The sequence below is a fragment of the Vibrio phycocola genome, from assembly GCF_053850235.1.
The window spans coordinates 79,290-105,195 of sequence record NZ_JBSQDJ010000001.1; the positions used below are offsets into that span (position 1 = coordinate 79,290).

Here is a 25,906-nt window from a genome sequence, read left to right on the forward strand (position 1 = left end):
CGTAATCGTTGGTTTTGTGATCTAGATTTAAATGTGAAGGGGAAATTACTGTTTGAACAGTCACTACTAGCGAACATGAGACCATAGGGATTGAAATATGTTTGGATTGCATTTAACACAAAAGAATAAAATGGCGTTGTTTATTGGGGTTTTGTGCGTCGGGTTTATTGTTGTCGGAATATTTACTTCACAAAGGCTAACTCACCTAGTTGAACAATACAGCCACAGTGCCAAAGTGTCGTTTGGTGCAAAAACTTTGTATGCGACTCAATCACATTTGTTGTCATTGGCGGCTCACAAAAATGACCTTACGATAAACGATGTAAGCAACACGGTTACACTGCTCGGTGAATTAAAGGAAGAAGAAAATCAAGATATTATGTTCCTTAACTCGATGGAATTAGGGGCTGAAGCGGATGTATTACGTAACGCGATAGCTGAATTTGATGGTGCGATGAGACCATGGTTAGAACTCAAATCCGAATTAGGTTTTTCAGCCGATGAAGGTAAGCTAGGCGTGTTGAAAAAACTCGCTGCTGTTATTGAAGAAAGGATCGCCGAAACTGGAATGGTCAGTATTAATGCGGACTTTCAAGTTCTGATTAAAGCAGAACAGAATTACCTTCTGGAACCTAGCGATGATAATTTGACCTTGTTCAATCGTGCTATGGCGATGTTCAAAAACAGCTCAATTTCCTATTCAATGATGAATTTGTATGAAAGCGAGTTAAATGAGTTTCAAGAGACATTTGTGCGTGTGGGAGAGTTATCTCAGCAACTTGAAGTATTAGATGAGCAACTTAACAACGCTGAAACACGAGCTGAAACGGTAATTTACGACTTATCTGTAGAGTTAACGGGTATGAGTTCAGAATTTCAGGCTAGCGCTGAAAGTGATGCGAACTCCACTATATGGACACTTTTGATCTCACTTGTTGTATTGGCGGCTATTACCATTTCTATTGCAGGAACGATTTCATTCTCGATGAATCGCTCGCTATCTCAGGTCAAATCCGTTTTAGATAGTCTGTCCGAAGGAGATTTATCCACGCGTTTGACTGTCGGCAACAATAAAAATGACGAGTTTAATCAACTTGCTGTAACAATTAATCAAAGTTGCGAACACTTAGGGGAACTGGTGCAAGGGGTTCAACGTAATAGTGAAGCCCTGACTGGTGATACCACAGATTTAAATCATGAAATTGACTCATTAGTTCAAGCGCAACATGAAGTCATTGATCAAACAGACCTTCTAACTGCCGCAACCGAAGAAGTCAGTTGTACGACTATTGAAGTCTCAAATTCACTTGAAGTCGTCGCTCAAATGAGTATCGAATCAACCAAAACCTCTCAAGAGGGCGCAGAGGTTATTGGACTTGCGATTGAATCACTTGAAGAGGTCGGAGGGATATTGGCGTCGGCGGCGAACCACATTCAGCTCCTAGAGGAAGCATCGATGAAAGTGGACTCGGTAATGGACATTATTAATGGTATTGCTGAGCAGACTAATTTATTGGCATTGAATGCTGCCATTGAAGCAGCACGAGCGGGCGAGCAAGGCCGTGGTTTCGCAGTCGTTGCAGATGAAGTGCGTAATTTGGCGGTAAGAACGGTTGATGCGGTATCGGATATTTCGAGTACGATTGAGACAATGAAGAATGAAAGTTCAGAAGTGATTCGATATATCAATCAGTCTGAAGAGACAATGAAACGAGGTCAAGATCGAGGGATGCAAGCGATGGCTTCATTGTCGCAGATCACTGACAAAGCATCGAATACTGCAGATCAAACAACATTGATTTCTGATTCTATTAAGGAATTGGCAACAACAAGTCAATCGATGGCTGAGAGTATGGCAATCATCTCACAATCCCTTAAACAGTTGGAAGTGAATAATGATAAGTTGAGAGAGACGAGCGGGGTTGTTGATGACCGCTCTACTGAGTTGTCGAATGATTGCGCGAGATTCACAGTTTGATATCTGTTGGCTAAGTAATTAGTGTACATATGTTGAAGTGGATATATTTTTAAATCGGTCTTGTCTCGTCCTAAAATACGTTGACAGTTTTTAATAGAAGGTCAGAAGCTTTTCGCTCTGGCCTTTTTTGTGCACTTCATATAGTGTTTTCATCCCTAGGCTGTGGTGCGGCCTAAGATAGTTATATACCACTATTGATTCATTTACGCGCCTTTTATTTTATGGCAGGTTAAGCTGATGATTTATTAAGTTTATTGTCAATTAAATATGCTACCAGTCACACATTTAACAGTTAATTATACTGTAGAGTGTGGTGAATTAGTGTTATCTTTTCTTGAAATCATACTTTGTGTTGCAAATGGATATGCCCAAATTGTCTCTACGTTCTGTTCTTATTTTCCCCTACGTTATTCTTATCGTATGCTTAGCGATTGCGATTGGGTTCCTTTCTTATGGTGCCGGTGGCCATGCAGTACAAACGGTATCGAATCATTTACTTGAAGAAACCGTTAGTCGAATTAGTCAAGCGATAGACAGGCATGTGATGGGCTCAGTTGCAACGTTAGAAGTTGCTTTTCCTGATGGTATGTTGGCCGATTCAAATATTCAGACTAATGTAGAGGAGATGCGTTCTCGTTTTTGGACTGCTTCGTCCTTGCATTTAGATCCTAATAATTATGTCTATTACGGCAATAAAGCGGGTCAGGCGTTGGGCTTATATCGGTACTCTAACGATAAAGGTGAATTACGGGTTAAATATCAATCTCAAGAGCATCGAAAATTTTATGAACTCGATGGTATAAACGGTATTCCGAGACTGACATCTATTGAAGAGAAAAACTTCGAACCGCGAGTTCGGCCCTGGTTCCATGCAGGTTCTAGCAATAATAGTGACACATGGACTTCGGTGTATATCGATTTTAGAACTCATGATTTAATTGCGACACGAGCACGCCAGGTATTAGGGCTTGATGGGCAGTTTGAAGGGGTTGTTGCGACTGATATGTCGCTAAAGTCGTTAAATGATTTCGTGAGTAATCTTAATGTTTCAGAAAATGGTATTGCCTTTATTATTGAGCCCGATGGTCAGCTAATTGCCTCTTCACAGAGTGAAAACATTAAGCGTAATCAAGAAGGGGAAAATACAAGAGTCAATGCAGGTCAAAGTGGTAATGCTTTACTTTCGGAGATTTATTCGCAAATGGTCCCTTTAATTTCTGCAAAAGTAGCCAGTTTTAAGCCTGAAACCTTTCGTTTTACCGACGAATTACAGCGAGAAATTCATGTTGCTTATAATAAATTTGAAGATGGTGTTGGTTTAGAATGGATAAATGTCGTTGCGATGCCAAGTTCTGATTTTATGGGGGGTATTAAAAATAACGTTGTCCAAACTATTCTAATTGGCGTTTTAGCAACTTCGTTAGTGGTGCTCATCGGTCTTATGATACTGCAATGGGTAACGAAAGATTTAAAGATTTTGTCAAATGCTGTAAACAGCGTGAGCAGCGGACATATCGAAGAACCTATTAATATTCAAAGAAATGATGAAATAGGTGATTTAGCAAAGAGTTTCTCAGCGATGCAACGAAGATTACATTCGGACTATCTGACTGGTTTACCCAATCGATATGCCTTCGAACAACATCTTAAAGCAAAAATTAAAAAGTATGATTTGGAGATAGAGAAAAGTCCTTTTGCTATTTTGTTTATAGATTTAAATGACTTTAAAAAGATAAATGATGTTTATGGTCATGATGTTGGTGATCAAGTGTTGATTGAATTTGCGGTACGAATGTATACCACTATCCGAGAACATGATTTAGCCGCTCGATTTGCAGGTGATGAGTTTGTTATTGTCGTCAATGATATTAAGCGTAATGAAGAGCTAGACATTATTATTTCGAACTTAAAACAAACATTATCAGAGCCACTTAATTCATTCGATAATCCTATTGCGAGTTTGGGGGGATCTATTGGTGTTGCACATTATCCTGACGACGGGAATACTGTTGAGCAGTTACTCGTTGTGGCGGATCGTAATATGTATGTGGATAAGGCCGAGATAAAGGAAGAGAATAAAACTTCTTAAACTAAGCGAAAACAAAAAAGCGAAAACAAAAAGCCCTCGCAATTGCGAGGGCTTTTTTACATCGTATCTTTTAAGCTAAATCGCTTATAGAGATTCAGTAAAGGTACGCGCGATAACGTCTGCTTGCTGCTCTGTGGTTAGAGAGTTAAAACGAACAGCGTATCCAGAAACACGGATTGTTAGTTGTGGGTACTTGTCTGGGTTCTTAACTGCGTCTTCTAGAGTTTCACGGTTTAGAACGTTAACATTCAAGTGTTGACCACCTTCAATACCGGTTTCATGGTGGAAGTAACCATCCATAAGACCAGCAAGGTTAGCGCGTTGAGAGTCTTGCTCTTTACCCAGTGCGTTTGGCACGATAGAGAAAGTGTAAGAGATACCATCTTTCGCATCAGCAAATGGGAGTTTACCAACGGATGTTAGAGAAGCTACAGCGCCTTTCTCATCACGACCGTGCATTGGGTTTGCACCAGGAGCAAATGGAGCACCAGCACGACGACCATCAGGTGTATTACCTGTTTTCTTACCGTATACCACGTTTGACGTAATAGTCAGGATAGATTGAGTCGGCACTGCATTGCGGTAAGTTTGAAGTTTACGGATTTTGCCCATAAATACAGAAACAAGTTCACAAGCGATGTCATCAACACGAGCGTCGTTGTTACCAAATTTCGGATAATCACCTTCGATCTCGAAATCAATTGCTACGCCATCTTCATCACGTACTGGTTTCACCGTTGCGTATTTAATCGCAGACAGTGAGTCAGCTGCAACAGAAAGACCAGCAATGCCACAAGCCATTGTACGGTATACATCACGGTCGTGTAGAGCCATTAGCGATGCTTCGTAGCTGTACTTGTCGTGCATGTAGTGAATGCTGTTCAGTGCCGTCACATATTGAGTTGCAAGCCAGTCCATGAAGTGGTCCATCTTGCCCCAAAGCTCATCGTAATCAAGAACTTCTGAAGTGATTTTGTCCATTGTTGGACCAACTTGAGCTTTAGATTTCTCATCAATACCACCATTGATGGTATAAAGCATTGTCTTAGCAAGGTTGGCACGAGCGCCGAAGAACTGCATCTGTTTACCAACAACCATCGGTGATACACAACATGCAATTGCATAGTCGTCAGAGTTCATGTCTGGGCGCATCAAATCATCGTTTTCGTACTGGATTGACGAAGTATCGATTGATACTTTTGCACAGAAACGTTTGAAGCCGTCAGGAAGTTGCTCAGACCAAAGAACAGTGATGTTTGGCTCTGGAGAAGGTCCCATAGTGTATAGGCTGTTTAGGAAACGGAAGTTTGAACGTGTAACTAGAGTACGTCCGTCTAAGCTCATACCACCCATTGATTCAGTTGCCCAGATTGGGTCACCAGAGAAAAGCGTATCGTATTCAGGAGTACGTAGGAAACGAACCATACGTAGTTTCATTACGAAGTGGTCAATCATCTCCTGAGCTTGTACTTCAGTGATTTTACCTGCTGCGATATCACGTTCGATGTAGATATCTAGGAACGTAGAAGTACGACCAAGAGACATTGCGGCGCCGTTTTGAGATTTAACTGCAGCTAGGTAACCGAAGTAAGTCCATTGAATTGCTTCTTGTGCAGTGGTTGCAGGCTGAGAAATATCACAACCATACTTTTGAGCCATAACTTTCATTTGGCCTAGAGCACGGTGTTGCTCAGCAATTTCTTCACGAAGTTGCATTGTTGCCGTAAGATCTTCGCCTTTTTCAAATCTTTCTTGAAGAGATTTGAACTGAGCTAATTTGTCTTTGATTAGGAAATCAACACCGTAAAGAGCAACACGACGGTAGTCACCGATGATACGTCCACGGCCGTATGCATCTGGAAGTCCAGTTAAAACACCAGATTTACGACATGCTAAGATGTCTGGAGTATAAATATCGAAAACACCAGCGTTATGAGTCTTACGGTATTCTGAATAGATTTTAGAAATTTGAGGATCAAGTTCACGATCGTATGCTTTACAAGAACCTTCAACCATACGTACACCACCATTAGGGATGATTGCACGTTTTAGTGGTGCTTCAGTTTGAAGACCAACAATAGTTTCAAGATCTTTATTAATGTAACCAGCATCGTGAGCGGTGATGGTAGAAATAACTGAAGTATCAAAGTCAACAGGCGCGTGAGTTGAGTTTTCCTGTTTGATGCCTTCCATTACTTGAGCCCAAAGCGTGTTAGTTGCTTCAGTACCTTCAGAAACTAGGAAAGATTCGTCTCCTTCATATGGAGAGTAGTTTTTTTGGATAAAGTCACGAACGTTAACTTCATTTGACCAGTCACCAGAAACAAAATTTTCCCAAGCTTTAGCAAATTGCTCTGCCATGATATACACCTACCTTTTTAGCTGTAAATATACGTACTGACGTAGCTGTTGAGCCAGCTATCCTTATCCATCGTTTTGGTTGTGACGGAATAGGAGCAGTACACTCTTTAAATAACGATACGACTATTCAAATTGGATAGTTATGATTTGGATACTAGTATCGTCAATTGGATTTTAATCTACACTGTAAATGCATTTTAGACTAAAAAAAAAACGCAAACCTTAAACTAAATCAATAAATCTTAAAAAATCTCAATAATTTTTTAGTCATAAATCTTATATGCATGCTTTAAGCTAGACGTTACGACAGTATTGTGACAAGTTATCTATTGATTACTCTAATTTGGGCAATAAGAATAGCAGAACAACTGTGTAAGAGTTTCCGCTTATCATCGTGGCGTGTCTACCCATTTGTGGTCCTATTTAATGATGTTTTAAAACATCTATCCGCCTTTCTATTAGAATAATTCACCACCTATCTAACTGTTAAGTTGAACTTGTGACTGTATGTAGTCGACAGCTTAGATGATAATTTGTTGCAACTTTATAGACGTAGTGATAGTTTTCACACTTTTTTACCAACCTTTTTAAGTGAATGATTTAAGGAGTTACAGCGCATGAGTCAGCCAGCGCTAGACATAAAAGAACTGCATAAGACGTTTGGTCAAAATGAAGTTTTGAAAGGAATCTCTCTACAAGCTCATAAAGGTGATGTTATATCCATTATCGGTTCATCTGGTTCCGGTAAGAGTACTTTCCTTCGTTGTATCAACTTACTTGAAACGCCAACATCAGGTGATATTTTCGTCGATGGCGAATTGATAGAGATGAAAGCGAATCGCCAAGGAGTGCAAAACCCGAGTAACGATAAGCAAGTACAACGAATTCGGTCACGTTTAGCCATGGTGTTTCAAGGGTTTAATTTGTGGTCTCACATGACAGTATTAGAAAATGTTATTGAAGCGCCTATTTATGTTCTTGGTGTGCCACGTAATGAAGCTATCGAAAATGCAGAACGCTTATTGAAGAAAGTTGGGTTGTACGAAAGAAAAGACTACTACCCAAACCACTTGTCAGGTGGACAACAGCAACGAGCTGCAATTGCACGAGCATTAGCTGTGGATCCTGAGGTTATGCTATTTGATGAACCAACGTCTGCGCTCGACCCTGAGTTAGTAGGGGAAGTGCTTAGCGTTATGCAGGATTTGGCTCAGGAAGGCCGAACTATGCTTGTGGTAACCCATGAGATGGCGTTTGCACGTGATGTTTCCAACCATGTTATGTTTCTTCATGAAGGAAAAGTAGAAGAGCAGGGCAGTCCGGAAGAGCTGTTTTCTAATCCAAAATCTGAGCGGTTGAAGCAGTTTATTTCTACCGTTTATTAGTGAACCATTCAACGTATAGTGATGGTTCGCAACGTGTCTATTTATGATGCTGAATAAAATCTAAAATAATAATTTACAGGAGTATTAACATGAAAAAGTGGTTACTTGTCGCTGCATTAGCAGCAACTGCAGCAACGGGTGTTGCTCAAGCAAAGGAATGGAAAACAGTACGTTTTGGTATTGAAGGAGCATATCCTCCATTTAGCTGGACTGAAGCTGACGGCTCGTTAAAAGGCTTTGATGTTGATATGGCAAATGCACTTTGTACAGAAATGGAAGTGAAGTGTGTCATTGTCCCTCAAGATTGGGATGGGATTATTCCTTCTCTTCTTGCACGCAAATACGATGCAATTATTGCCGCTATGTCTATTACAGAAGAGCGCAAAGAGAAAGTTAATTTTACAGATAAATATGCCCTTATTCCTAACAAATATATTGCTAAGAAAGGCTCTAACCTAGAGTTCACTGCTGAAGGTTTGAAAGGCGTAAAAATTGGTGTTCAACGTGCAACGACTCATGATTTGTATATCACTGACAATTTTGGTGATTCTGTAGATGTTGTTCGTTATGGTTCGTTCGATGAAGCTTACCTTGATTTGGCTAATGGTCGTATCGCCGCAGTATTAGGAGATGCGTCAGCTTTAGAAGAGGGTGTTCTTAATAAAGAAGGCGGTGAAGCGTATGAATTCACTGGTCCATCATTAACTGATCCAAAATGGTTTGGTGATGGCTTTGGTATCGCAACTCGTAAGAAAGACACCGATCTTACGATGAAACTGAACGCAGCGATCAAATCGTTACGTGAGAAAGGCGAATATCAAACGATTCAAAACAAATACTTTGATTATGACGTATATGGTGACTAATTCGTTATAAAACATCTTAGTACACGGGAGGGATTTATCTCTCCCGTATGTCTTCCACTAACGGTCATTAATATCCTTATATGCTGGATTTACAAGGTTACGAAAATTCAATCTTTGAAGGTGCCATTCTAACGATAGAAGTGGCATTACTTTCATTGGCGCTTGCCATGGTACTCGGGTTAATTGGAGCATTGTCTAAGCTGTCCCCTTATCGTGGGCTTCGCTTTATTGCCACTTTATATACGACAGTTATTCGCGGTATTCCAGATTTGGTATTAATGATGCTGATTTTTTTCGGTGGCCAAATCCTATTAAACAACTCACTTTATGCGTTCAATGAATGGATTAATGGTTGGATGCTTAGCTCCAATCCAGGCCATGAGTGGACGGAATATCTGCCAGAGTATGTCGACGTTAGCCCTTTTATTGCTGGTGTCCTCACCATTGGTTTTATTTTTGGTGCTTATATGGCAGAAACATTTCGTGGTGCGATTATGGCTGTTGACCGAGGTGAACTGGAAGCTGCAAAAGCATATGGTATGAGCTCGTTACTGTCATTTCGTCGAATTTTATTTCCGCAGATGATTCGTCATGCGTTACCTGGTTTTGGTAACAATTGGTTGGTGTTACTCAAAACAACCGCTTTAGTCTCCATTATTGGACTTGATGATATGGTACGAGTCAGCTCGTTAGCCGCAGGTTCAACTAAAATGCCCTTTACGTTTTACATGACTGTGGCCATTATATTTTTGTTATTTACGTCGATATCCACTGGCTTACTGAAGCTGGTTGAACGTAAATACAGTCTGCATATGAGGTAAATATGGATTTTTCTCTTATCGTTGACAGTTTACCTATTTATTTAAGCGGCTTATGGACGACGACTTGGTTGGTCTCGCTAGCGTTGATTTTGGGATTGATTATTGCGATTCCATTAGCACTAGCTCGCAATAGTAATAATCCTGTATTGTATTTGCCGGCTTGGGCTTATATTTACTTTTTCCGTGGCACTCCATTGTTGGTGCAACTCTATCTGATTTACTACGGTATGGATCAGTTCTTTCCAGTAAAAGGAACGTTATGGGAGTTTGCATGGTTTTGTGCTCTGGTCTCCTTTTTTCTTAACACATCGGCTTATACCGCTGAAATTATTCGTGGTGCGATTAATGGCTTACCAAAAGGGGAAGTGGAGGCAGCAAAAGCCTATGGAATGAGCACCGTTCAGGCATTTAGACGCATTATTTTGCCTAGTGCGCTACGCCGTGCTTTGCCTGCTTACAGTAATGAAGTGATTTTCATGATTCATGGTAGCGCCGTTGCGGGTATTGTGACGATCATGGATTTAACGGGGGCCGCTCGTTTGGTTAACTCTCGCTATTATGCTCCATTCGAATCATTTTTGACGGCAGGATTGTTTTATATGATGCTGACGTTTACCGTTATTTGGGTATTTAAGCGTGCAGAAACCAAACTTCTCGCGTTTATGCGTCCAAGAACTTAGTGCCGATTTAGCTATTCTAGAAAACATAAGGCCGCATGTATTTAACCACATGCGGCCTTTTTAGTGATTCTATGCGTTTTAATTAGATATCAGAAAACGTCGCCCAAATGGGTGCGTGATCCGATGGCTTTTCTATACCACGAAGTTCGTAATCAATACCCGCATCGACACAATGTTCCTTTAAGCTCTCGGTAGCTAAGACAACATCGATTCGTAAACCACGATTATCTAAGAAGCCTTTCGAGCGATAATCAAACCAAGAATATTGATCGTTCACATCTGGATGCAAATAACGAAAAGTATCAACAAGCCCCCAATCGGTTAAGCGCGCATACCATTCTCGTTCTTCAGGCTGGAAGGAACATTTGCCAGTTTTAAGCCAACGAACACGATTGGGCTCACCAATTCCGATATCAATATCGGTTGGGCTAATATTGATATCACCCATTACAATCAAGTTTTCATCTGGCGAGTGGTGTTGATTGAGGTAGCTGTCTAAGTCGTTATAAAAGGCGCGCTTATAGGGATACTTTGTCTCGTGCTTGATGTTGTCGCCTTGTGGGAAGTAACCATTTAATACGGTATAGCTTTTCCCATTTTCTCCCGCAAACGTAGCGATAATCATACGCTTTTGATGATCATCGTTATCGGTTGGGAACCCTTTTTGTAGATGTGTGGGTTCTGTTTTACTTAGCATAGCAACCCCATAATGGGCTTTTTGGCCATGAAAGTAGACGTGGTAGCCCATGGCTTCAACATCTGCGATTGGGAAAGCTTCGTCATGAACTTTGATTTCTTGCAACCCAATGACATCAGGTTGATGTTTATCGATGATAGCTTGGAGTTGGTGAAGTCTGGCACGTAGCCCATTGATGTTAAAACTGATAATTTTCATCGTAGTCCTTTTCTCTATCAGGAGGTGATATTGAATGAGATGTTTTCGGTTATTCGTTATTCGTTATTCGTTAGTGACGTGAGCTTATTGATTTTTTCAAGTAAGTCTTGTTCGACAACTTTTAAGGCATCAATAGCAACCTTAGGATCAACTTCATTGGCCTCTAGAAGATAGATCAAATCAACGGCCAATTGAATGTGTTTTGGGGCATCATTTAATTCAGATGAGGTGTTATTCATTCGCTGTTTCTCCTCTTTTGCCTATCTAATCTATTTTGTAGCGTTTGTTTCGCCACTTGGCAACGAAATAAGCGTTGTTCTAATGTATTCACAGCTTGTTTAATTATCGAAGCATCTTCGTCCAATGACAATTCAAGTTGATGAGTTTTCTCTAGCAGCATCGTTTGCAATCGATGTTCCCACTCTATATGTTGCGCTAAGTCTTGGTGTAATTGATGCGTCGATAATTGTGGCTCGTTGGAACGGGAGGCTGTTTGATTATTTATTTCTCTTTGAATGGCACTTAGTTGATTTATAAGTCGTTCACTTAAATAGTCCGTTTTCGTAGGATTCGTATCGAAGCCACAATGAACGATCAATTCAGACAAGCTCTGTTCGAGTTCTTCCACATAAGGATGTAATTTATAAGAGTGGTTACGAAACAGCGATGAATCAAATACTCGTTGGTGAGTTTTTTCTCCATGGCGGTCTAATGACAATGCCTTTGATTTTAATTCATTGATGACAGTGGAAAGTAGCTCTAGATTCATATCGCTATAAACCATGCTTCATAGGCGAGCTTAAGTGCGATGACGGAGACAACAGAAATAAAAACAGGGCGAATAAAGCGTCCACCAAAACGAATCGCAGAATGCGCACCAACATAAGCCCCTGCCATTAAGAAGACTCCCATGGTCAAGCCTACAAGCCAATCGATATGGCCCAACAAAGCGAAGGTAACCAACGAGGTTCCGTTGCTGGTGAAGTTCATTGCTTTCGCCAATCCGGAAGCTTTTAATATATCAAACTTATAGATTGCCATCGAACTTACGGTCCAGAATGCGCCTGTTCCAGGCCCGGCAACACCATCATAAAACCCTAAGACAGAGCCTTGTACCACTTGCTTAGGATGAAATTGTTTGATGTCCTTAGTTGGAGTTATGTCCGTATTTTTGGGGGCCTTGTGCAATATCGTGTACAAGGCTGTAAGAAGTATGACAAGAGGTAGAACTTTTTCGAGCCATTCTGTTGAGATAAAACTCACCACATAGGTACCAATCGCAGCCCCAATACAGGTAGCGATAAACGCTCGCCCCCATAAATGAGGGTGAAATATTCTTTTTTTATAGTAGGTAAATGCCGCTGTTGATGAGGCGAAAGTTGAGGCAACTTTGTTAGTTCCAAGTGCAATATGTGGAGGCAGCCCAATGGAGAGTAGAGCCGGGATAGTGAGCATTCCGCCACCTCCTGCTACAGCATCAACAAAACCAGCGGTAAAAGCGACAATGGCTAATATCACGATAACCGATGGTTCGAGTAATTCCAACATTGATTTATATTCCTAAAAGCTGCATTAAAGGCCGCTATTTTTCGACGCGCTTAAAAGGAGGCAGGGCATCTAAGAGAGCTTTGCCATAGCGACGTGTCATTATCCGCCGATCAAGGATGACGACTCTACCAGAATCTAGCTCTTTACGCAGCAAACGCCCAGCACTTTGGACGAGCTTTTTACTCGCTTCGGGTACCGTAATTTGCATGAAAGGGTTTCCACCACGACTTTCGATATATTCAGCCAAGGCTTGCTCGATGGGCGACGTTGGTACTGCAAATGGAATTTTAGTGATGATCACGTTCTCCAGAAGTTTTCCTGGTAAATCGAGGCCTTCGGAAAAGCTGCCAGTACCGAAGATAATCGAGGTGCCACCGTGATCGATGGTGAATTTATGATTATCTAGAATTTCTTTTCTCGACTTGGTTCCTTGAATTTGAATCAACCAACCTTTCTTACTTAGTTTGGCTGATAATGACGAAGCAACTTCATTCATTTGCCAATAAGATGCGAACAAGACTAAGTTGGCTTTTTTCTCTAATAAATAGTTAGGCAACTTGTTAACTAATTTTTTGGTGAAATCTTCTGCTTGAGGATCGACGCCAATATCCGCTACCAACAATTCACCCTGGGTTTGATAATCAAACGGCGAGGCCAAAGCTAGAAACTGAACACCATCTTCTTCTTTTTGACTAATTCCAGCCTGATGACAAAAATAGCTAAAAGAGTTGAGTGCCCGCATAGTGGCGGAGGTAAGCACGGCTCCCACACATCGACTCCATATCGCCTGTTCCAAGTGATAACCAACTTCAATGGGTGACACATGAACGACGACGTCATCTTCTCGTTCTTCACTTATCTCTAACCACCGTGCTAGTGGTGTTGTGCTCTTCGAAGTAGGTTTTGCCATTAACGACCATACTTGGTTGAGATTTTCTAGGCGTTGCTCATAGCTTCCGAGTTCAGCTAAAGCGGGCTGAGCAATTCTCAATGCTAGCTGACCTTCCTTTGTTTTCTCGCTTATTAGGTCTGAAATTTTGCCCACGGCTTGGCGAGCTTTCTTGGTCGACTTCTTTAGATCCTTTGCTTCGGTTTGTAACCAGTCAGGCAATTCCCCATGCTCAAACCTAAGTCGCTTTTCGACAAAGTGTGTGGTGTCGATGTGTTTGGACACTAATAATAAGGATGGAATAATCACTTGGATTGCATCGGTTAGCTCATTACTAAAGCGAAACACTCGTTGTTCTTCGGCTAATGTCGTAAATTTAGCTAAGGTTTGGTTAAGCCGTTCCAGCCAACTAATGCTGTTTTTTAACGGGGCAAATGCAGCGGTGTGTTCGCGGGCAATTTGTGGGAGATGGTGCGCTTCGTCAAAAATATAAATACTTTCTTCTGGCTCTGGCAGAATAACACCACCACCAAGCTCAGCATCGGAAAGCACTAGACTATGGTTTGCAATAATAACATCAGCCGCTTCTAGTTCTACTCGGGCTTTATGATATGGACATTGCCGATGGACAGAAAAGGTCGGATTACAGCCAAATTTGTCACTCGCGATACGCTGCCAAGTTTCATTTGTTATCGTAGAAGGCCAACTGTCACGTTCTCCATCCCACTTGCCTGAATCCAGAGCTTTATATAAGTCACGTAATAGGGCAATTTCATCCTCTTCGGGTTTTGTCTCAAATTGAAAGCCTAATTGATCGCCAGATTCTGAAAATGCAGCTAGCTTCTCTCTACAGCAGTAACGTTGACGTCCTTTGGCAACGCGATATTGAAAGTCGATTTCGATTAAGCGACGGTATAAAGGAAGGTCTTTATGTGCGAGTTGCTCTTGAAGCGCGACAGTGGCGGTCGAAATGATCAATTTACGGTTGTTAAGCACGGCCATTGGTACGGCAGCCATTAAGTAGGAGAGAGACTTCCCAATTCCTGTTCCAGCCTCAGCAACCATTATGCGATTAGTTTTATGGTATTGACCATGTAGTGTCTTGGCTATTTCAGCAACAAGATAGTTTTGTGCTCGACGAGGAACAAAATTATCAAGTTGGTATGGGAGGTTTTGATAGCTTTTTTGGATGAGCTTTTGGACTTTACTGGTTAACATATTTGGCCCTAAATGATGATTTCACTATGTTACCACAGGCGTAGATACGGCGTTACTGCGTTTTACAACGTAACTTTTTTAAATAAAGTCAGATCCTTCTCACAAAAAAACCTAATCTTCAGTTACTTAAATTAAATTCGCGCTCAAAAAAATATAAAACTCTAAATGTCACGATTAGTTTTTATAAATGTCTAAATTTATGGTAATAAAATAACCAAACGAGTGTTTTATTTTGTTTTTGTGATAAAAATTAGAGCCCTATTTTTTTGGTTTTTGAGCGTGATATTGTGGCTGTTTTGTTATTTTATTGTTTAACTATATGTAAAATAGACAGTTATTTTTATTTTACATTGTTTTATTAAAGAGTTGACACGCAGGGTAATCTTTTGCAATCTAGGTTTCGGAATTACTGGCGAAGAACAAAAAAACTTTCGTTCTTCATCAAACAAAACAGAGGGAACCAATATTAGGATTCCCCAAAAGAAAAGGCAGTGGATTAATATGAAAAAGACTCTAGTAGCTCTAGCGGTATTAGCAGCAGGTTCTGTAAACGCAGCAGAAGTTTATAACGACGGCGGTGTTTCAACATCTATTTCTGGTGTAGCTGAAGTGCAACTTATTGGTAACGAAGGTTACACTGACTCAGACCTAGCAGTTCGTATCGATGATTTCGATCTAACAGCATCAACTTCTGTTGCTCTATCTGAAGATACTTCAGCAATTGGTGAAGTAAGTATTGATGAAGATGCTGCAGACAGAACTTTTGTAGGTTTCTCATCTGCATCTATGGGTACTATCACTTTCGGTAAGCAACTTTATATTGCAGATGACGCAGGTATTGGTGCAGACTTCGAATTTGGTGGAGCTCAATACGGTACTACTAACGCTTCTGGCGACGATGTAATCAAGTACGTTTTCGACAACGGCAGCTTCTTCTTTGGTCTTTCTACTGACCTAGAAGAATCAGATGGTGAGAATTCTGATGTAGATGGTCGTATCGGTGTGTATGTTGGTGACCTTACTTTAGCAATCTACGCATTAGATGGCGAAGCAACTGGTTTTGAAGAGTCTGCTTACAACGTTCAAGCAACTTATTCAGCTGATGCTCTAACTTTCAATGCATCGATTGGTTCTAAAGAAACTAATGACGTAGAAACTGAGTACTTAGAAGCTAACGTTAAATACTCGATGGATGCAACATCTTACGCTCTAGGTTTCTCTACTGCAGATACTGATGGCGCTGATGACACTGTAGACACTATCTACGCAAACGTTGTTAACCAATTAGCAACTAACGTGCGTGTATACGGCGAAGTTGGTTTCCAAGCAGATGCAACAGAAGAGCTTGGTTACGTAGCTGGTATGGAAGTATCATTCTAATCTAGCGATTAGTTGAAACACTTTCTTAAAAAGGCCGCCTTTAGGGCGGTCTTTTGCGTTTTAGGTTAATAGCATTAAAGCCAGTCAATACAAAATTTATTCATTGTTTGTCTAAGTAAGGTTGTAAGTGATATGAGTAATAAACGTTTTCTAGTCTTAGGTATCAGCTTATTGTCGAGCTTGGTTGTAGAGGCAGCGACATTGACCGTCGATTCAACGATTGAACTGATGGCGATCGATGGTAAAAAGATAACGAAATCTGAATTAGTAAAGGGAACATTGAGTGATATCTCTGCGGGAGAGCATCAATTAGTATACCGTTTTAGAGCTAGCTTACGTGATGGAAGTATGAATCGGTTGTATTCAACCACGCCGAATGTTTCGTTTATTCAGTTTAACGCTGATGATCAGTTATCAATTGTGTTGCCTAGGCTCCGTTCCTACTCTCAGGCAAATGCTTATTTCAAGCGCGATCCTCTATGGACTTTAGTTAATCAAAAAGGGGATGAGTATCAACTGGAATATGATGCCTTACCTGGGCAAGGCTTTATGCCGTATGCGGATATAGAAAAGCCATTAGCGGCTTATAACTTGGCACAAGGAAATCAGTACGCACAAGATGGCGCTACAAAAGTTGTGACTGATGAAGTGATGCAGGGTGGGAATGATCTTTCGCTGCTGAATACGTTTAAGTTGCTTTATAACAATGCGACAGAAGAGCAGCGTGACCAAATTAAACAATGGCTTGCTGAACAAGAAAAGTAAGTCGCAGCGGTAGTGGTTGCGCGGAGTTAAAACATCTGAATCTACGTTGGGAGCTGGCTCATTGAGTCAGTTTTCATCTTATTTACTGTTCTTACGTCCTCACAATTCTCAATTGTTTCTTTTTAATAAGTTCCATCAACGTAGAACCAGAAACCTTTGTGTTTTATAAAGCGAGATTTTTCATTTAAGCACTGACTCTGACCATTATCATTGTAATAGGCCTTAAAGTGAACAAAGCCTTCAGTATTGCTCGACAAATGAGAATGCTCGACCACAAGCTTTGTCCATTCCAATTCACACCCTTCTTGAATATCATCTTTGGTGAATTCCTGTTGGCGATCGGGATGATAGGTCATGATGATGAAATCGACGAGATTAAGAACATGAGCGCAATAGCGAGCACGCATAAGTTGTTCGGGTTTACGTGCCTGAGCATGATCATTATGAACTAACTGGCAGCAGTTTTTATAGTGTTTTTTGCTTCCACAAGGGCAATGCTTCATATTAATTAATCTATTTTAGTAAACAATTCAGATGTCCAAGCAATGGCGTTGTCATAGCAACTCGCGACCTGATCCATGTTGAGTTCAAGTGACTGCGCAATATCTTCCACAGTTCCCCATTCAGCTTTTTCATACGCCATAGATAGACGTATAAGGAGTCCTAATGAGCCAGTATGGTTGAGGAGTGCGTCCTTTACTGACTTCTCAATAGGAATGGCTTCTAAGAGCTCTTCGAGCGGTTGGTCAAGCAGGCTATCTAGGTAACAAAACATCCCACTTAGGAATGCGGAAGACGGGGTGATTTTCACGCTTGACAGTTGGGCAATTAATTCACAAAAACGAGCCGTTTGTAGAGATAAATTATAGAGATATTGCGGCTTATCTTCAGACGTTGACGCAATCGCTAACAGCGAAATAAATTTTCGTAATTTTTGCTCACCAAGATAAACAATAGCTTGTTTGAATGATGTGATATCAGTCATCACGTTGGGTGAACCATTCACAATAGTGAGCAGCTTAAAAGAGAGGCTCACATCTTTAGACATTAATGATTCAATGGCGTCGAAGTCCAATGCAGGCTTTGAAATCTCTTGGCACAGCTGAATGACCGTGAGTACTGATGGATCGATCTTTCTACTGCGTATGAGTTCTGGTTTACTGAAAAAATAGCCTTGAAATAGAGTAAATCCAGCTTCTAATGCTTCCTGGTACTCTTCATGAGTTTCGACTTTTTCAGCTAAAAATTGAATTGGAGTATGTTGCAATCGATCAAGAAGTATCTTTGCTTTCTCGATAGGTACGAGTCGAATATCGAACTTGATGATCGAAATATATGGTAAAAACGGCTTCCACTCAGGAGATGGAATAAAGTCATCTAAAGCCAGACGATACCCTTCTTTGTGTAACGTCTTCACAGCATTAAGAAGAGCTTGATTTGGTTCGCAATCCTCAAGTATTTCAATAATTAGGTTTTCTTTAGGCAACAGCGTAGGAACCAAATTAATGATGCTTTGATAAGGAAAGTTAACAAAGGTTAACACTGCCTGAGAATCTTGATTGTGGACAGCAAAAAAATGCTCTGATAGCAGACGGCTAGTGGCTTGTTCCGCTTCTATGTCTGGAAATTTATTATTTGGGCCATCTCGGAACAATAGTTCATAAGCAACAAGGTTTTTATCCTTATCCAGAATCGGTTGACGAGCTATATATGAATACTGCAAAGGTGCCCCTTGTATTACCTTGTTTAATTAAATGCTGAAAGCCTGTTTATCAAATCTAATTTTAGATTAGTAATGGCAAAATATATTAGCTAGATCGGTTCGTCTTTTAATGTGTAACCATCATCATTAAAGTCCAAATAATACAGTTTGCTTCCCCAATCTCCCAGTACAATGCGAGTTAGATAAATACCTTGGTTATCTATCTGCTCAATATTAGGACGATGAGTATGACCATGAATCATGATTTCAGCACTATGGTTTGTCATAACGCGAATCACTTCTTCGTGCGTTACATCCATTATATCTAATGATTTCTTAGACTTATCCAGTTGTGTGCCTGTTTGTACTTTAATAGCGATTTTTTGTCTTACTTTAAAGGGTAGCTTGTTAAATCCCCATTGCAACCATGGATTATGGACTTTCTGTCTGAATGCCAAATAACGTTCATCTTCTAAACATAAAGTATCACCATGTAGGAGAACACATCGGCTTCCATTCAACGTAATCTCAGTGATCTCTGGTAAAACAACAACGCCAGTTTCTCGCTCAAACCTTGATCCGATCAGAAAATCTCGATTGCCTTGGATAAAGTAACAATTGATACCACTATCCGTAAAAGACTTAAGCGTTGCTTTTATCGCTTGAGCAAATTCTGTTGAGTCATCATCGCCAACCCAAAAGTCAAATAGATCACCAAGAATGTAAAGCGCGTCCGCGTTACTGGCTTCGTTTTGTAGAAAGCGTATAAAAGCCTCAGTAAGTTTTGGCTGCTGAGGTGAAAGGTGGAGATCAGAAATAAAAAGTGTGCGCATAGTGGGTAATTAAAGTCTTCTTATAAAATAAAAGGCACTAATTTAAATTAGTACCTTTATTAGATAGATTCAGAATCTCATAACGTCTGGCTTTGCGCCAACAGAGATAATTATTCTTCGATCGTTGTTCCAGTAATCACAACATCTTCCAGAGGAACATCTTGATGCATACCATATGAACCTGTACTTACGGCTTTAATTTTCTCAACGACATCCATTCCTTCTGTCACTTCTGCAAATACACAGTAGCCCCAACCATCTCTAGACTCCGAGCGGAAGTTAAGAAATGCATTGTCATTGACGTTAATGAAAAATTGAGAACTAGCAGAGTGTGGGTCCATGGTGCGAGCCATTGCAAGCGTGCCAACAGTATTCTCTAAACCATTGTTTGCTTCGTTTTTAATTGGAGCGCGAGTGCTCTTTTCTTTTAGTCCAGACGTCATACCGCCGCCCTGAATCATAAAGCCGTCAATAACACGGTGGAATAATGTGTCATCGTAAAAGCCTTCTTTACAGTATTGAAGGAAGTTTGCGCTAGTTTCAGGCGCTTTTTCTGTGTTGAGTTCGATCTTGATGTCGCCAAAATTGGTATGAAGAGTGATCATCATCGTTACCTTAAGTTTTTGTGATTTTAGAAAGCGTAATTCTAGCTTAGTTAAGGCAACAATCAAAATACCTTAATGAAAGAATATAGATGACCTAGATACTTGAGAATGGTTATAATCATGGTTCATTTGACATTTAACCAACTTAGACAGTGATCATGCTAACTATATATAACTCCCTAACGCGTAAGAAAGAACAATTTAAACCCATTACTGATGGCAAGATCGGTATGTACGTGTGTGGTGTCACCATTTACGATCTCTGTCATATCGGCCATGGTCGGACGTTTGTTTCATTTGATGTTGTGGGGCGTTATCTTCGTTATTTAGGGTATGATCTTACATTTGTTCGAAATATTACCGATATAGACGACAAAATCATTAAACGCGCGAATGAAAACCAAGAATCTTGTGATGCGCTAACTGAACGCTTGATAGGGGAAATGCACGCAGACTTTGACGCGTTAAATATTCTGCGCCCAGATCATGAACCTCGAGCAACTGACTATATTGATGAGATTATTACACTGGTAACAAGCTTAATTGATAAAGGTTTCGCCTATGTTGCTAGTAACGGTGACGTGATGTTTGAAGTTGCTAAGTTTGAACAATATGGAAAGTTGTCAAAGCAAGATTTAGATCAGCTTCAAGCGGGTGCACGAGTAGATATCGACAAGGCAAAACGCAGTCCGTTAGATTTTGTTGTGTGGAAAATGTCTAAACCTGGTGAACCAACATGGGAATCACCATGGGGACCTGGGCGTCCAGGATGGCATATCGAATGTTCGGCAATGAATTCTGCGTTGCTGGGCAATCATTTTGATATTCATGGTGGTGGTTCTGATTTGCAGTTCCCGCACCATGAAAATGAAATCGCTCAATCATGTTGTGCTCACGGTACTGACTATGTAAATACATGGATGCACAGTGGGATGGTGATGGTAGACAGAGAAAAAATGTCTAAATCACTGGGTAACTTTTTCACGATTCGTGATGTTCTTGGTCATTATGATGCTGAGACGATTCGCTACTTCTTGATGTCGGGTCATTATCGTAGTCAGTTAAATTATAGTGAAGAAAACCTCAATCAAGCACGAGCTTCGCTAGAACGTTTGTATACCTCAATGCGCGGCCTAGATTTGACCGTTGATGCAGCTTATGGTGAAGAGTTTGTTGCTCGTTTTAAAACGGCAATGAACGATGATTTTAATACACCTGAAGCCTATTCCACATTGTTTGATATGGCGCGAGAAGTGAATCGTCTTAAATCTAATGATACTGATAAAGCAGCAGCACTCGCGGTTCAAATGCGTGAGTTAGCCGATGTTATTGGTATTTTGTATCAAGAGCCTGATGCGTTTCTTCAAGGTAACGATGATAACGACGAAGTTGCTGAAATTGAAGGTTTGATTAAAATGCGCAACGATGCAAGAGCGGCGAAAGATTGGGCAAATGCTGATGTCGCTCGAGATCGTTTGAACGAAATGGGCATCGTCTTAGAGGATGGCCCAACAGGAACGACATGGCGTAAGAAGTAACCTGTTTGTTGTGCATTAACGTAAAGGGCTTGGGAAACTAAGCCCTTTCCATATTTAGGGCAATTATGTCGATTATATTGGGGATTGATCCAGGCTCGCGTATTACTGGTTATGGTGTTATTAAGCAGCAAGGTAGGCAACTTCAATACTTAGGAAGTGGTTGTATTCGTACCAGTGAAGGTGAATTGCCGGGTAGATTAAAACAGATATACGCGGGCGTGAGCGAAATTATTATTCAATTTCAGCCAGAAGAGTTTGCTATCGAGCAAGTTTTTATGGCGAAAAATGCCGATTCTGCGTTAAAGCTAGGCCAAGCTCGAGGTAGTGCGATAGTCGCCGCCGCCAATGCAGATTTGCCAGTGTATGAGTATGCAGCGCGATTGGTGAAGCAAGCTGTAGTCGGCTCTGGCGCAGCAGAAAAGTCTCAGGTTCAACATATGGTGAAGCAGATGTTGAAGTTACCAGCAAAACCACAAGCGGATGCGGCAGATGCGTTAGCAATTGCAATTTGTCATGCAAACACCAACAAAACGTTAGTGGCGTTATCTGGAAAAGCCACCGCTGCCAGACGTGGGCGATATCGTTAGTTAAATTGTTTAACACTGGCTATTTATCCAGTAATTTATTATTATTTTTTGAAATTCTTGAATTAGATAGGATCACGCTGTGATAGGACGAGTGCGCGGAAGCATCATTGAAAAACAACCTCCAGTAGCTTTGATTGAAGTGAGTGGTATCGGGTATGAAATTCAAATGCCAATGAGCTGTTTCTATGAATTACCTGATGTCGGTGAAGAAGCTATTGTCTACACGCATTTTGTTGTCCGCGAAGACGCTCAGTTATTATATGGATTTAATACCATCCGAGAGCGTGCTCTTTTTCGTGAAGTTATTAAGGCAAATGGCGTGGGGCCCAAATTAGGTCTCGGGATTCTTTCAGGTATGACGGCAGAGCAATTTGTCGATTGTGTTGAACGAGAAGACATCTCAACCTTAATAAAATTGCCAGGTGTGGGTAAAAAAACTGCTGAGCGACTCGTCGTTGAAATGAAAGATCGTTTGAAAGGGTGGTCAACTGGCGATCTATTTAGCAGTCCACAGCCATCTCAAGCTGGTGTGGTTGCATCTTCAGCGAGCAGTGTCTCGGACGAAGCGGTTAGTGCATTGATTGCGCTTGGTTACAAAGAAGTTCAAGCAGTGAAGATCATCAAACAGGTTAGTGAACCTGATATGAGCAGCGAAGCCTTAATCAAAGCAGCCTTGAGAGCGATGGTATGATTGAAGCAGACAGATTGATTGCCGCAGATAACCCAGTTTTCAAAGAAGAAGAGGCCTTTGATCGTGCGATAAGGCCAAAAACACTAGCAGACTATCAAGGTCAAGATCATGTCCGTGTGCAGATGGAAATATTTATTGAGGCGGCGCAAAAGCGTCAAGAAGCACTTGATCATTTGTTGATCTTTGGACCTCCCGGGTTAGGTAAAACGACACTGGCTAATATTGTCGCTAATGAGATGGGGGTAAACATTAGAACCACGTCTGGGCCGGTATTGGAGAAAGCTGGAGACTTGGCTGCGATGCTAACCAATCTTGAAGAAAATGATGTGCTGTTTATCGATGAAATCCACCGCTTAAGTCCTGTGGTTGAAGAAGTGCTTTATCCAGCAATGGAAGATTACCAACTTGATATTATGATTGGTGAGGGGCCAGCGGCGCGTTCAATCAAAATTGACTTACCACCTTTTACCTTGATTGGCGCGACTACACGAGCTGGTTCGCTAACTTCACCACTTAGAGACCGTTTTGGTATTGTTCAACGGTTAGAATACTATCAAGTGGAAGACTTAAAAAATATCGTTAAGCGTAGTTCTGATTGCTTAGATCTTTCAATGGATATGGAAGGCGCGTTAGAACTAGCTAAACGCTCTCGTGGTACTCCTCGTATTTCCAATCGACTGCTTCGACGTGTTCGTGATTATGCTGAAGTTAAAGGGGACGGGCATATTGGTGTCGATACTGCAGATATGGCGCTTAAGATGCTGGATGTTGATCCTAAGGGGTTTGATTACATGGATAGAAAATTACTCCTCGCCATCATCGATAAATTTTCCGGTGGACCAGTCGGGCTAGATAATGTAGCAGCGGCAATTGGTGAAGAAAAAGACACCATTGAGGATGTCATTGAACCGTATTTGATTCAGCAGGGTTTTTTGCAACGTACACCTCGAGGACGAGTTGCAACAGATAGAGCTTACCTTCATTTTAATAAAGTAAAATAAGCTTTTCGAAAATGAGACCTAAGTCAATAGATTAAATCGAGTGTGATCTTTATCACACTTCATGAAGATATTTTATGATTCATAAATGTTGTTTTATCTGATTACTATTGTTAATTAAATGTATCCACAAATGGTTTGAATACCCATTTTCAACTCATTCAGACATTAACTCATATCTAAAAATTGATCTGCCTCAATTATTTTGTTAACAGATTGAAAATTAAGAAACTAAATTGATCTATATCAATACCCACGATTATTACAAAACCTTTGAAAGCCATCTCATTAACCAGTAAAATTCTCTCTATTATATTAGGTATTGCTTAATGAAATTATCTTTTTATAAGTTTATTTTACAGATGCCTCTTCCAATTACTTACAATTTGTAACAATAAAAAAATTTAAGATTGGTGCAGCTGAAGCTGCTTTATTTGAAAGACGTGTCATTCAGCCGACACAAAGGAGTTAACATGATCGACATAGTTGATCTATCGCGATTGCAATTTGCACTCACTGCGATGTATCACTTTTTGTTTGTCCCACTGACATTAGGAATGTCCTTTCTTCTGGCAATCATGGAATCACTGTATGTGATGACAGATAAACAGATTTACAAAGATATGACTAAGTTTTGGGGTAAGTTATTTGGTATTAACTTTGCGCTTGGTGTTGCAACTGGCCTCACAATGGAGTTCCAGTTTGGTACTAACTGGTCATACTATTCCCACTACGTTGGTGATATTTTTGGCGCGCCCTTAGCGATTGAAGCACTCGTTGCCTTTTTCCTTGAATCTACCTTTGTCGGGTTGTTCTTCTTTGGTTGGGACCGCCTGAGTAAGCGTCAACACTTAGTATCAACATGGTTGGTCGCGATTGGTTCAAACATGTCAGCACTGTGGATTCTAGTTGCAAATGGTTGGATGCAAAATCCTGTTGGATCTGAATTCAACTTTGAAACCATGCGTATGGAAATGACCAGCTTTGCTGAAGTGGTACTAAACCCAGTTGCTCAGGTTAAATTTGTTCACACTGTGGCTGCAGGTTACACCACAGGTGCGATGTTTATTCTAGGTGTGTCTGCATACTATATTCTAAAAGGCCGAGATCTCGCGTTTGCTCGCCGTTCGTTTGCAGTGGCTTCTTCATTTGGTATTGCCGCAGTATTGTCAGTTATCGTTCTTGGTGATGAATCGGGCTATGAAGTAGGTGAAGTGCAAAAAGTGAAATTGGCAGCGATGGAAGCCGAATGGCACACCGAAGAAGCGCCAGCACCTTTCACCCTATTTGGTTTACCGAACCAAGAAACTCGACATACGGATTATGCGATTAAAATCCCTTACGTGATGGGTATTATTGCAACACGTTCCTTTGATGAAGAAGTCATAGGGCTTAACGATTTACGTGATGGTCACGTTGATCGTGTTCGCAACGGTATGTACGCCTATGAGCTGCTGACTAAATTGCGCTCAGGTGATAAATCCGCTGAAAATATTGCGGCATTTGATGAAGTTAAGCACGACCTAGGTTATGGCTTGTTACTTAAGCGATACACCGACAATGTTGTTGATGCGACAGAAGAACAGATTCAAGCCGCCGCAGATGACACAATTCCAACAGTATGGCCGCTATTCTGGGCGTTCCGTATTATGGTTGCGTGTGGTTTTGCGATGCTATTTGTATTTGGCGCAGCATTCATTCAAAGCTGTCGTCAGAAAATTGAGCAAAAACGTTGGGTTCTTAAAGCAGCACTGTTCAGTATTCCATTACCTTGGATTGGGGTTGAAACCGGTTGGTTTGTTGCCGAATTTGGTCGCCAGCCTTGGGCTGTCGGTGAAATTCTCCCTGTAAACGTGGCCAGTTCTGCGTTAAGTGCGAGTGAAATTTACATATCACTATTCGCTATTCTTGCACTTTATACCGTGTTCTTGTTGGCAGAAGTCTATTTGATGGTGAAATTTGCTCGTAAAGGGCCAAGTAGCCTAAAAACAGGTCGCTATCACTTTGAACAAAATGCAAACACTGCGGCGGATAACATCAGTCGCCAAGTCGAAGCTTAAGGTAGGGAGAACTAAAG

Annotated in this window: 23 protein-coding genes; 13 read left to right on the top strand and 10 right to left on the bottom strand. The window is 40.9% G+C overall.

What is annotated here, in order from left to right:
* Nucleotides 1-97 precede the first annotated feature (97 nt).
* Both ACWU4D_RS00400 and ACWU4D_RS00405 read left to right on the top strand, forming a co-directional pair.
* On the top strand, nt 98-1,978 hold the full coding sequence (locus tag ACWU4D_RS00400) for a methyl-accepting chemotaxis protein (protein ID WP_456049392.1): 1,881 nt from the start codon (nt 98-100) through the stop codon (nt 1,976-1,978).
* A 358-nt stretch (nt 1,979-2,336) separates the two neighbouring features.
* Nucleotides 2,337-4,067, top strand: coding sequence for a diguanylate cyclase domain-containing protein (locus ACWU4D_RS00405; protein WP_456049393.1), 1,731 nt, complete (start codon nt 2,337-2,339; stop codon nt 4,065-4,067).
* 84 nt (nt 4,068-4,151) lie between these two features.
* Here the strand turns inward: ACWU4D_RS00405 and pflB are convergent, their stop codons facing one another.
* On the bottom strand, nt 4,152-6,428 hold the full coding sequence (gene pflB / locus ACWU4D_RS00410) for a formate C-acetyltransferase (RefSeq protein WP_456049394.1): 2,277 nt from the start codon (nt 6,426-6,428) through the stop codon (nt 4,152-4,154).
* Between the two features lie 617 nt (nt 6,429-7,045).
* On the opposite strand from pflB, the gene ACWU4D_RS00415 reads away from it, so the two are divergent.
* The 4 genes from ACWU4D_RS00415 (at nt 7,046) to ACWU4D_RS00430 (ending at nt 10,180) form a co-directional block, all read left to right on the top strand.
* Complete coding sequence (locus tag ACWU4D_RS00415; RefSeq protein ID WP_456049395.1) at nt 7,046-7,813, top strand: ABC transporter ATP-binding protein; 768 nt, start codon at nt 7,046-7,048, stop codon at nt 7,811-7,813.
* An 89-nt stretch (nt 7,814-7,902) separates the two neighbouring features.
* Entirely contained in the window at nt 7,903-8,679 is a 777-nt protein-coding gene (locus ACWU4D_RS00420) for an ABC transporter substrate-binding protein (RefSeq protein ID WP_456049396.1), read from the top strand.
* A gap of 80 nt (nt 8,680-8,759) precedes the next feature.
* On the top strand, nt 8,760-9,500 hold the full coding sequence (locus ACWU4D_RS00425) for an ABC transporter permease (RefSeq protein WP_456049397.1): 741 nt from the start codon (nt 8,760-8,762) through the stop codon (nt 9,498-9,500).
* Nucleotides 9,501-9,502: 2 nt separating this feature from the next.
* The gene (locus tag ACWU4D_RS00430) at nt 9,503-10,180 is read left to right on the top strand and encodes an ABC transporter permease (protein ID WP_456049398.1); all 678 of its coding nucleotides are present in this window, start codon (nt 9,503-9,505) and stop codon (nt 10,178-10,180) included.
* A gap of 82 nt (nt 10,181-10,262) precedes the next feature.
* Here the strand turns inward: ACWU4D_RS00430 and xthA are convergent, their stop codons facing one another.
* The 5 genes from xthA to dinG are packed head-to-tail and all read right to left on the bottom strand — an operon-like array spanning nt 10,263 to nt 14,730.
* Nucleotides 10,263-11,075, bottom strand: a complete 813-nt coding sequence (xthA, locus tag ACWU4D_RS00435; protein WP_456049399.1) for an exodeoxyribonuclease III — start codon at nt 11,073-11,075, stop codon at nt 10,263-10,265.
* 56 nt (nt 11,076-11,131) lie between these two features.
* On the bottom strand, nt 11,132-11,314 hold the full coding sequence (locus ACWU4D_RS00440; protein WP_456049400.1) for a DUF2496 domain-containing protein: 183 nt from the start codon (nt 11,312-11,314) through the stop codon (nt 11,132-11,134).
* A complete protein-coding gene (gene priC, locus ACWU4D_RS00445) occupies nt 11,311-11,844 on the bottom strand; it encodes a primosomal replication protein PriC (protein ID WP_456049401.1) in 534 nt (177 codons plus the stop codon). Before priC ends, ACWU4D_RS00440 begins: the two co-directional genes overlap by 4 nt.
* Complete coding sequence (locus ACWU4D_RS00450) at nt 11,841-12,620, bottom strand: sulfite exporter TauE/SafE family protein (RefSeq protein WP_456049963.1); 780 nt, start codon at nt 12,618-12,620, stop codon at nt 11,841-11,843. The genes priC and ACWU4D_RS00450 overlap by 4 nt, the downstream gene beginning before the upstream one ends.
* A gap of 37 nt (nt 12,621-12,657) precedes the next feature.
* Nucleotides 12,658-14,730 carry an ATP-dependent DNA helicase DinG gene (dinG, locus tag ACWU4D_RS00455; RefSeq protein ID WP_456049402.1) on the bottom strand — a complete coding sequence of 691 codons (2,073 nt, stop codon included), beginning with the start codon at nt 14,728-14,730 and terminating at the stop codon, nt 12,658-12,660.
* Between the two features lie 501 nt (nt 14,731-15,231).
* Here dinG and ACWU4D_RS00460 point away from each other — a divergent pair.
* Together ACWU4D_RS00460 and ACWU4D_RS00465 are read left to right on the top strand one after the other, a co-directional pair.
* Nucleotides 15,232-16,110, top strand: coding sequence for a porin (locus ACWU4D_RS00460; RefSeq protein WP_456049403.1), 879 nt, complete (start codon nt 15,232-15,234; stop codon nt 16,108-16,110).
* 132 nt (nt 16,111-16,242) lie between these two features.
* A complete protein-coding gene (locus ACWU4D_RS00465) occupies nt 16,243-16,875 on the top strand; it encodes a YccT family protein (RefSeq protein ID WP_456049404.1) in 633 nt (210 codons plus the stop codon).
* Nucleotides 16,876-16,997: 122 nt separating this feature from the next.
* Here ACWU4D_RS00465 and ACWU4D_RS00470 read toward each other — a convergent pair whose 3' ends face one another.
* From ACWU4D_RS00470 to ACWU4D_RS00485, 4 genes are all read right to left on the bottom strand, one after another.
* Complete coding sequence (locus ACWU4D_RS00470; RefSeq protein WP_456049405.1) at nt 16,998-17,378, bottom strand: YchJ family protein; 381 nt, start codon at nt 17,376-17,378, stop codon at nt 16,998-17,000.
* Nucleotides 17,379-17,383: 5 nt separating this feature from the next.
* Nucleotides 17,384-18,598 carry an EAL and HDOD domain-containing protein gene (locus ACWU4D_RS00475; protein ID WP_456049406.1) on the bottom strand — a complete coding sequence of 405 codons (1,215 nt, stop codon included), beginning with the start codon at nt 18,596-18,598 and terminating at the stop codon, nt 17,384-17,386.
* A gap of 89 nt (nt 18,599-18,687) precedes the next feature.
* Complete coding sequence (gene lpxH / locus ACWU4D_RS00480) at nt 18,688-19,410, bottom strand: UDP-2,3-diacylglucosamine diphosphatase (protein WP_456049407.1); 723 nt, start codon at nt 19,408-19,410, stop codon at nt 18,688-18,690.
* Nucleotides 19,411-19,520: 110 nt separating this feature from the next.
* A complete protein-coding gene (locus tag ACWU4D_RS00485; RefSeq protein ID WP_456049964.1) occupies nt 19,521-20,015 on the bottom strand; it encodes a peptidylprolyl isomerase in 495 nt (164 codons plus the stop codon).
* A 158-nt stretch (nt 20,016-20,173) separates the two neighbouring features.
* On the opposite strand from ACWU4D_RS00485, the gene cysS reads away from it, so the two are divergent.
* The 5 genes from cysS to ACWU4D_RS00510 all read left to right on the top strand — a co-directional run bounded on the left by cysS (nt 20,174) and on the right by ACWU4D_RS00510 (nt 25,889).
* Nucleotides 20,174-21,553 (top strand): cysteine--tRNA ligase, encoded by a 1,380-nt coding sequence (gene cysS, locus ACWU4D_RS00490; protein ID WP_456049408.1) that lies wholly within the window; start codon nt 20,174-20,176, stop codon nt 21,551-21,553.
* A gap of 65 nt (nt 21,554-21,618) precedes the next feature.
* Nucleotides 21,619-22,140, top strand: a complete 522-nt coding sequence (gene ruvC / locus ACWU4D_RS00495; protein WP_456049409.1) for a crossover junction endodeoxyribonuclease RuvC — start codon at nt 21,619-21,621, stop codon at nt 22,138-22,140.
* Between the two features lie 79 nt (nt 22,141-22,219).
* Entirely contained in the window at nt 22,220-22,831 is a 612-nt protein-coding gene (ruvA, locus tag ACWU4D_RS00500) for a Holliday junction branch migration protein RuvA (protein WP_456049410.1), read from the top strand.
* On the top strand, nt 22,828-23,832 hold the full coding sequence (gene ruvB, locus ACWU4D_RS00505; protein ID WP_456049411.1) for a Holliday junction branch migration DNA helicase RuvB: 1,005 nt from the start codon (nt 22,828-22,830) through the stop codon (nt 23,830-23,832). Before ruvA ends, ruvB begins: the two co-directional genes overlap by 4 nt.
* 470 nt (nt 23,833-24,302) lie before the next feature.
* The gene (locus ACWU4D_RS00510) at nt 24,303-25,889 is read left to right on the top strand and encodes a cytochrome ubiquinol oxidase subunit I (protein WP_456049412.1); all 1,587 of its coding nucleotides are present in this window, start codon (nt 24,303-24,305) and stop codon (nt 25,887-25,889) included.
* The last annotated feature ends 17 nt before the right edge of the window (nt 25,890-25,906 follow it).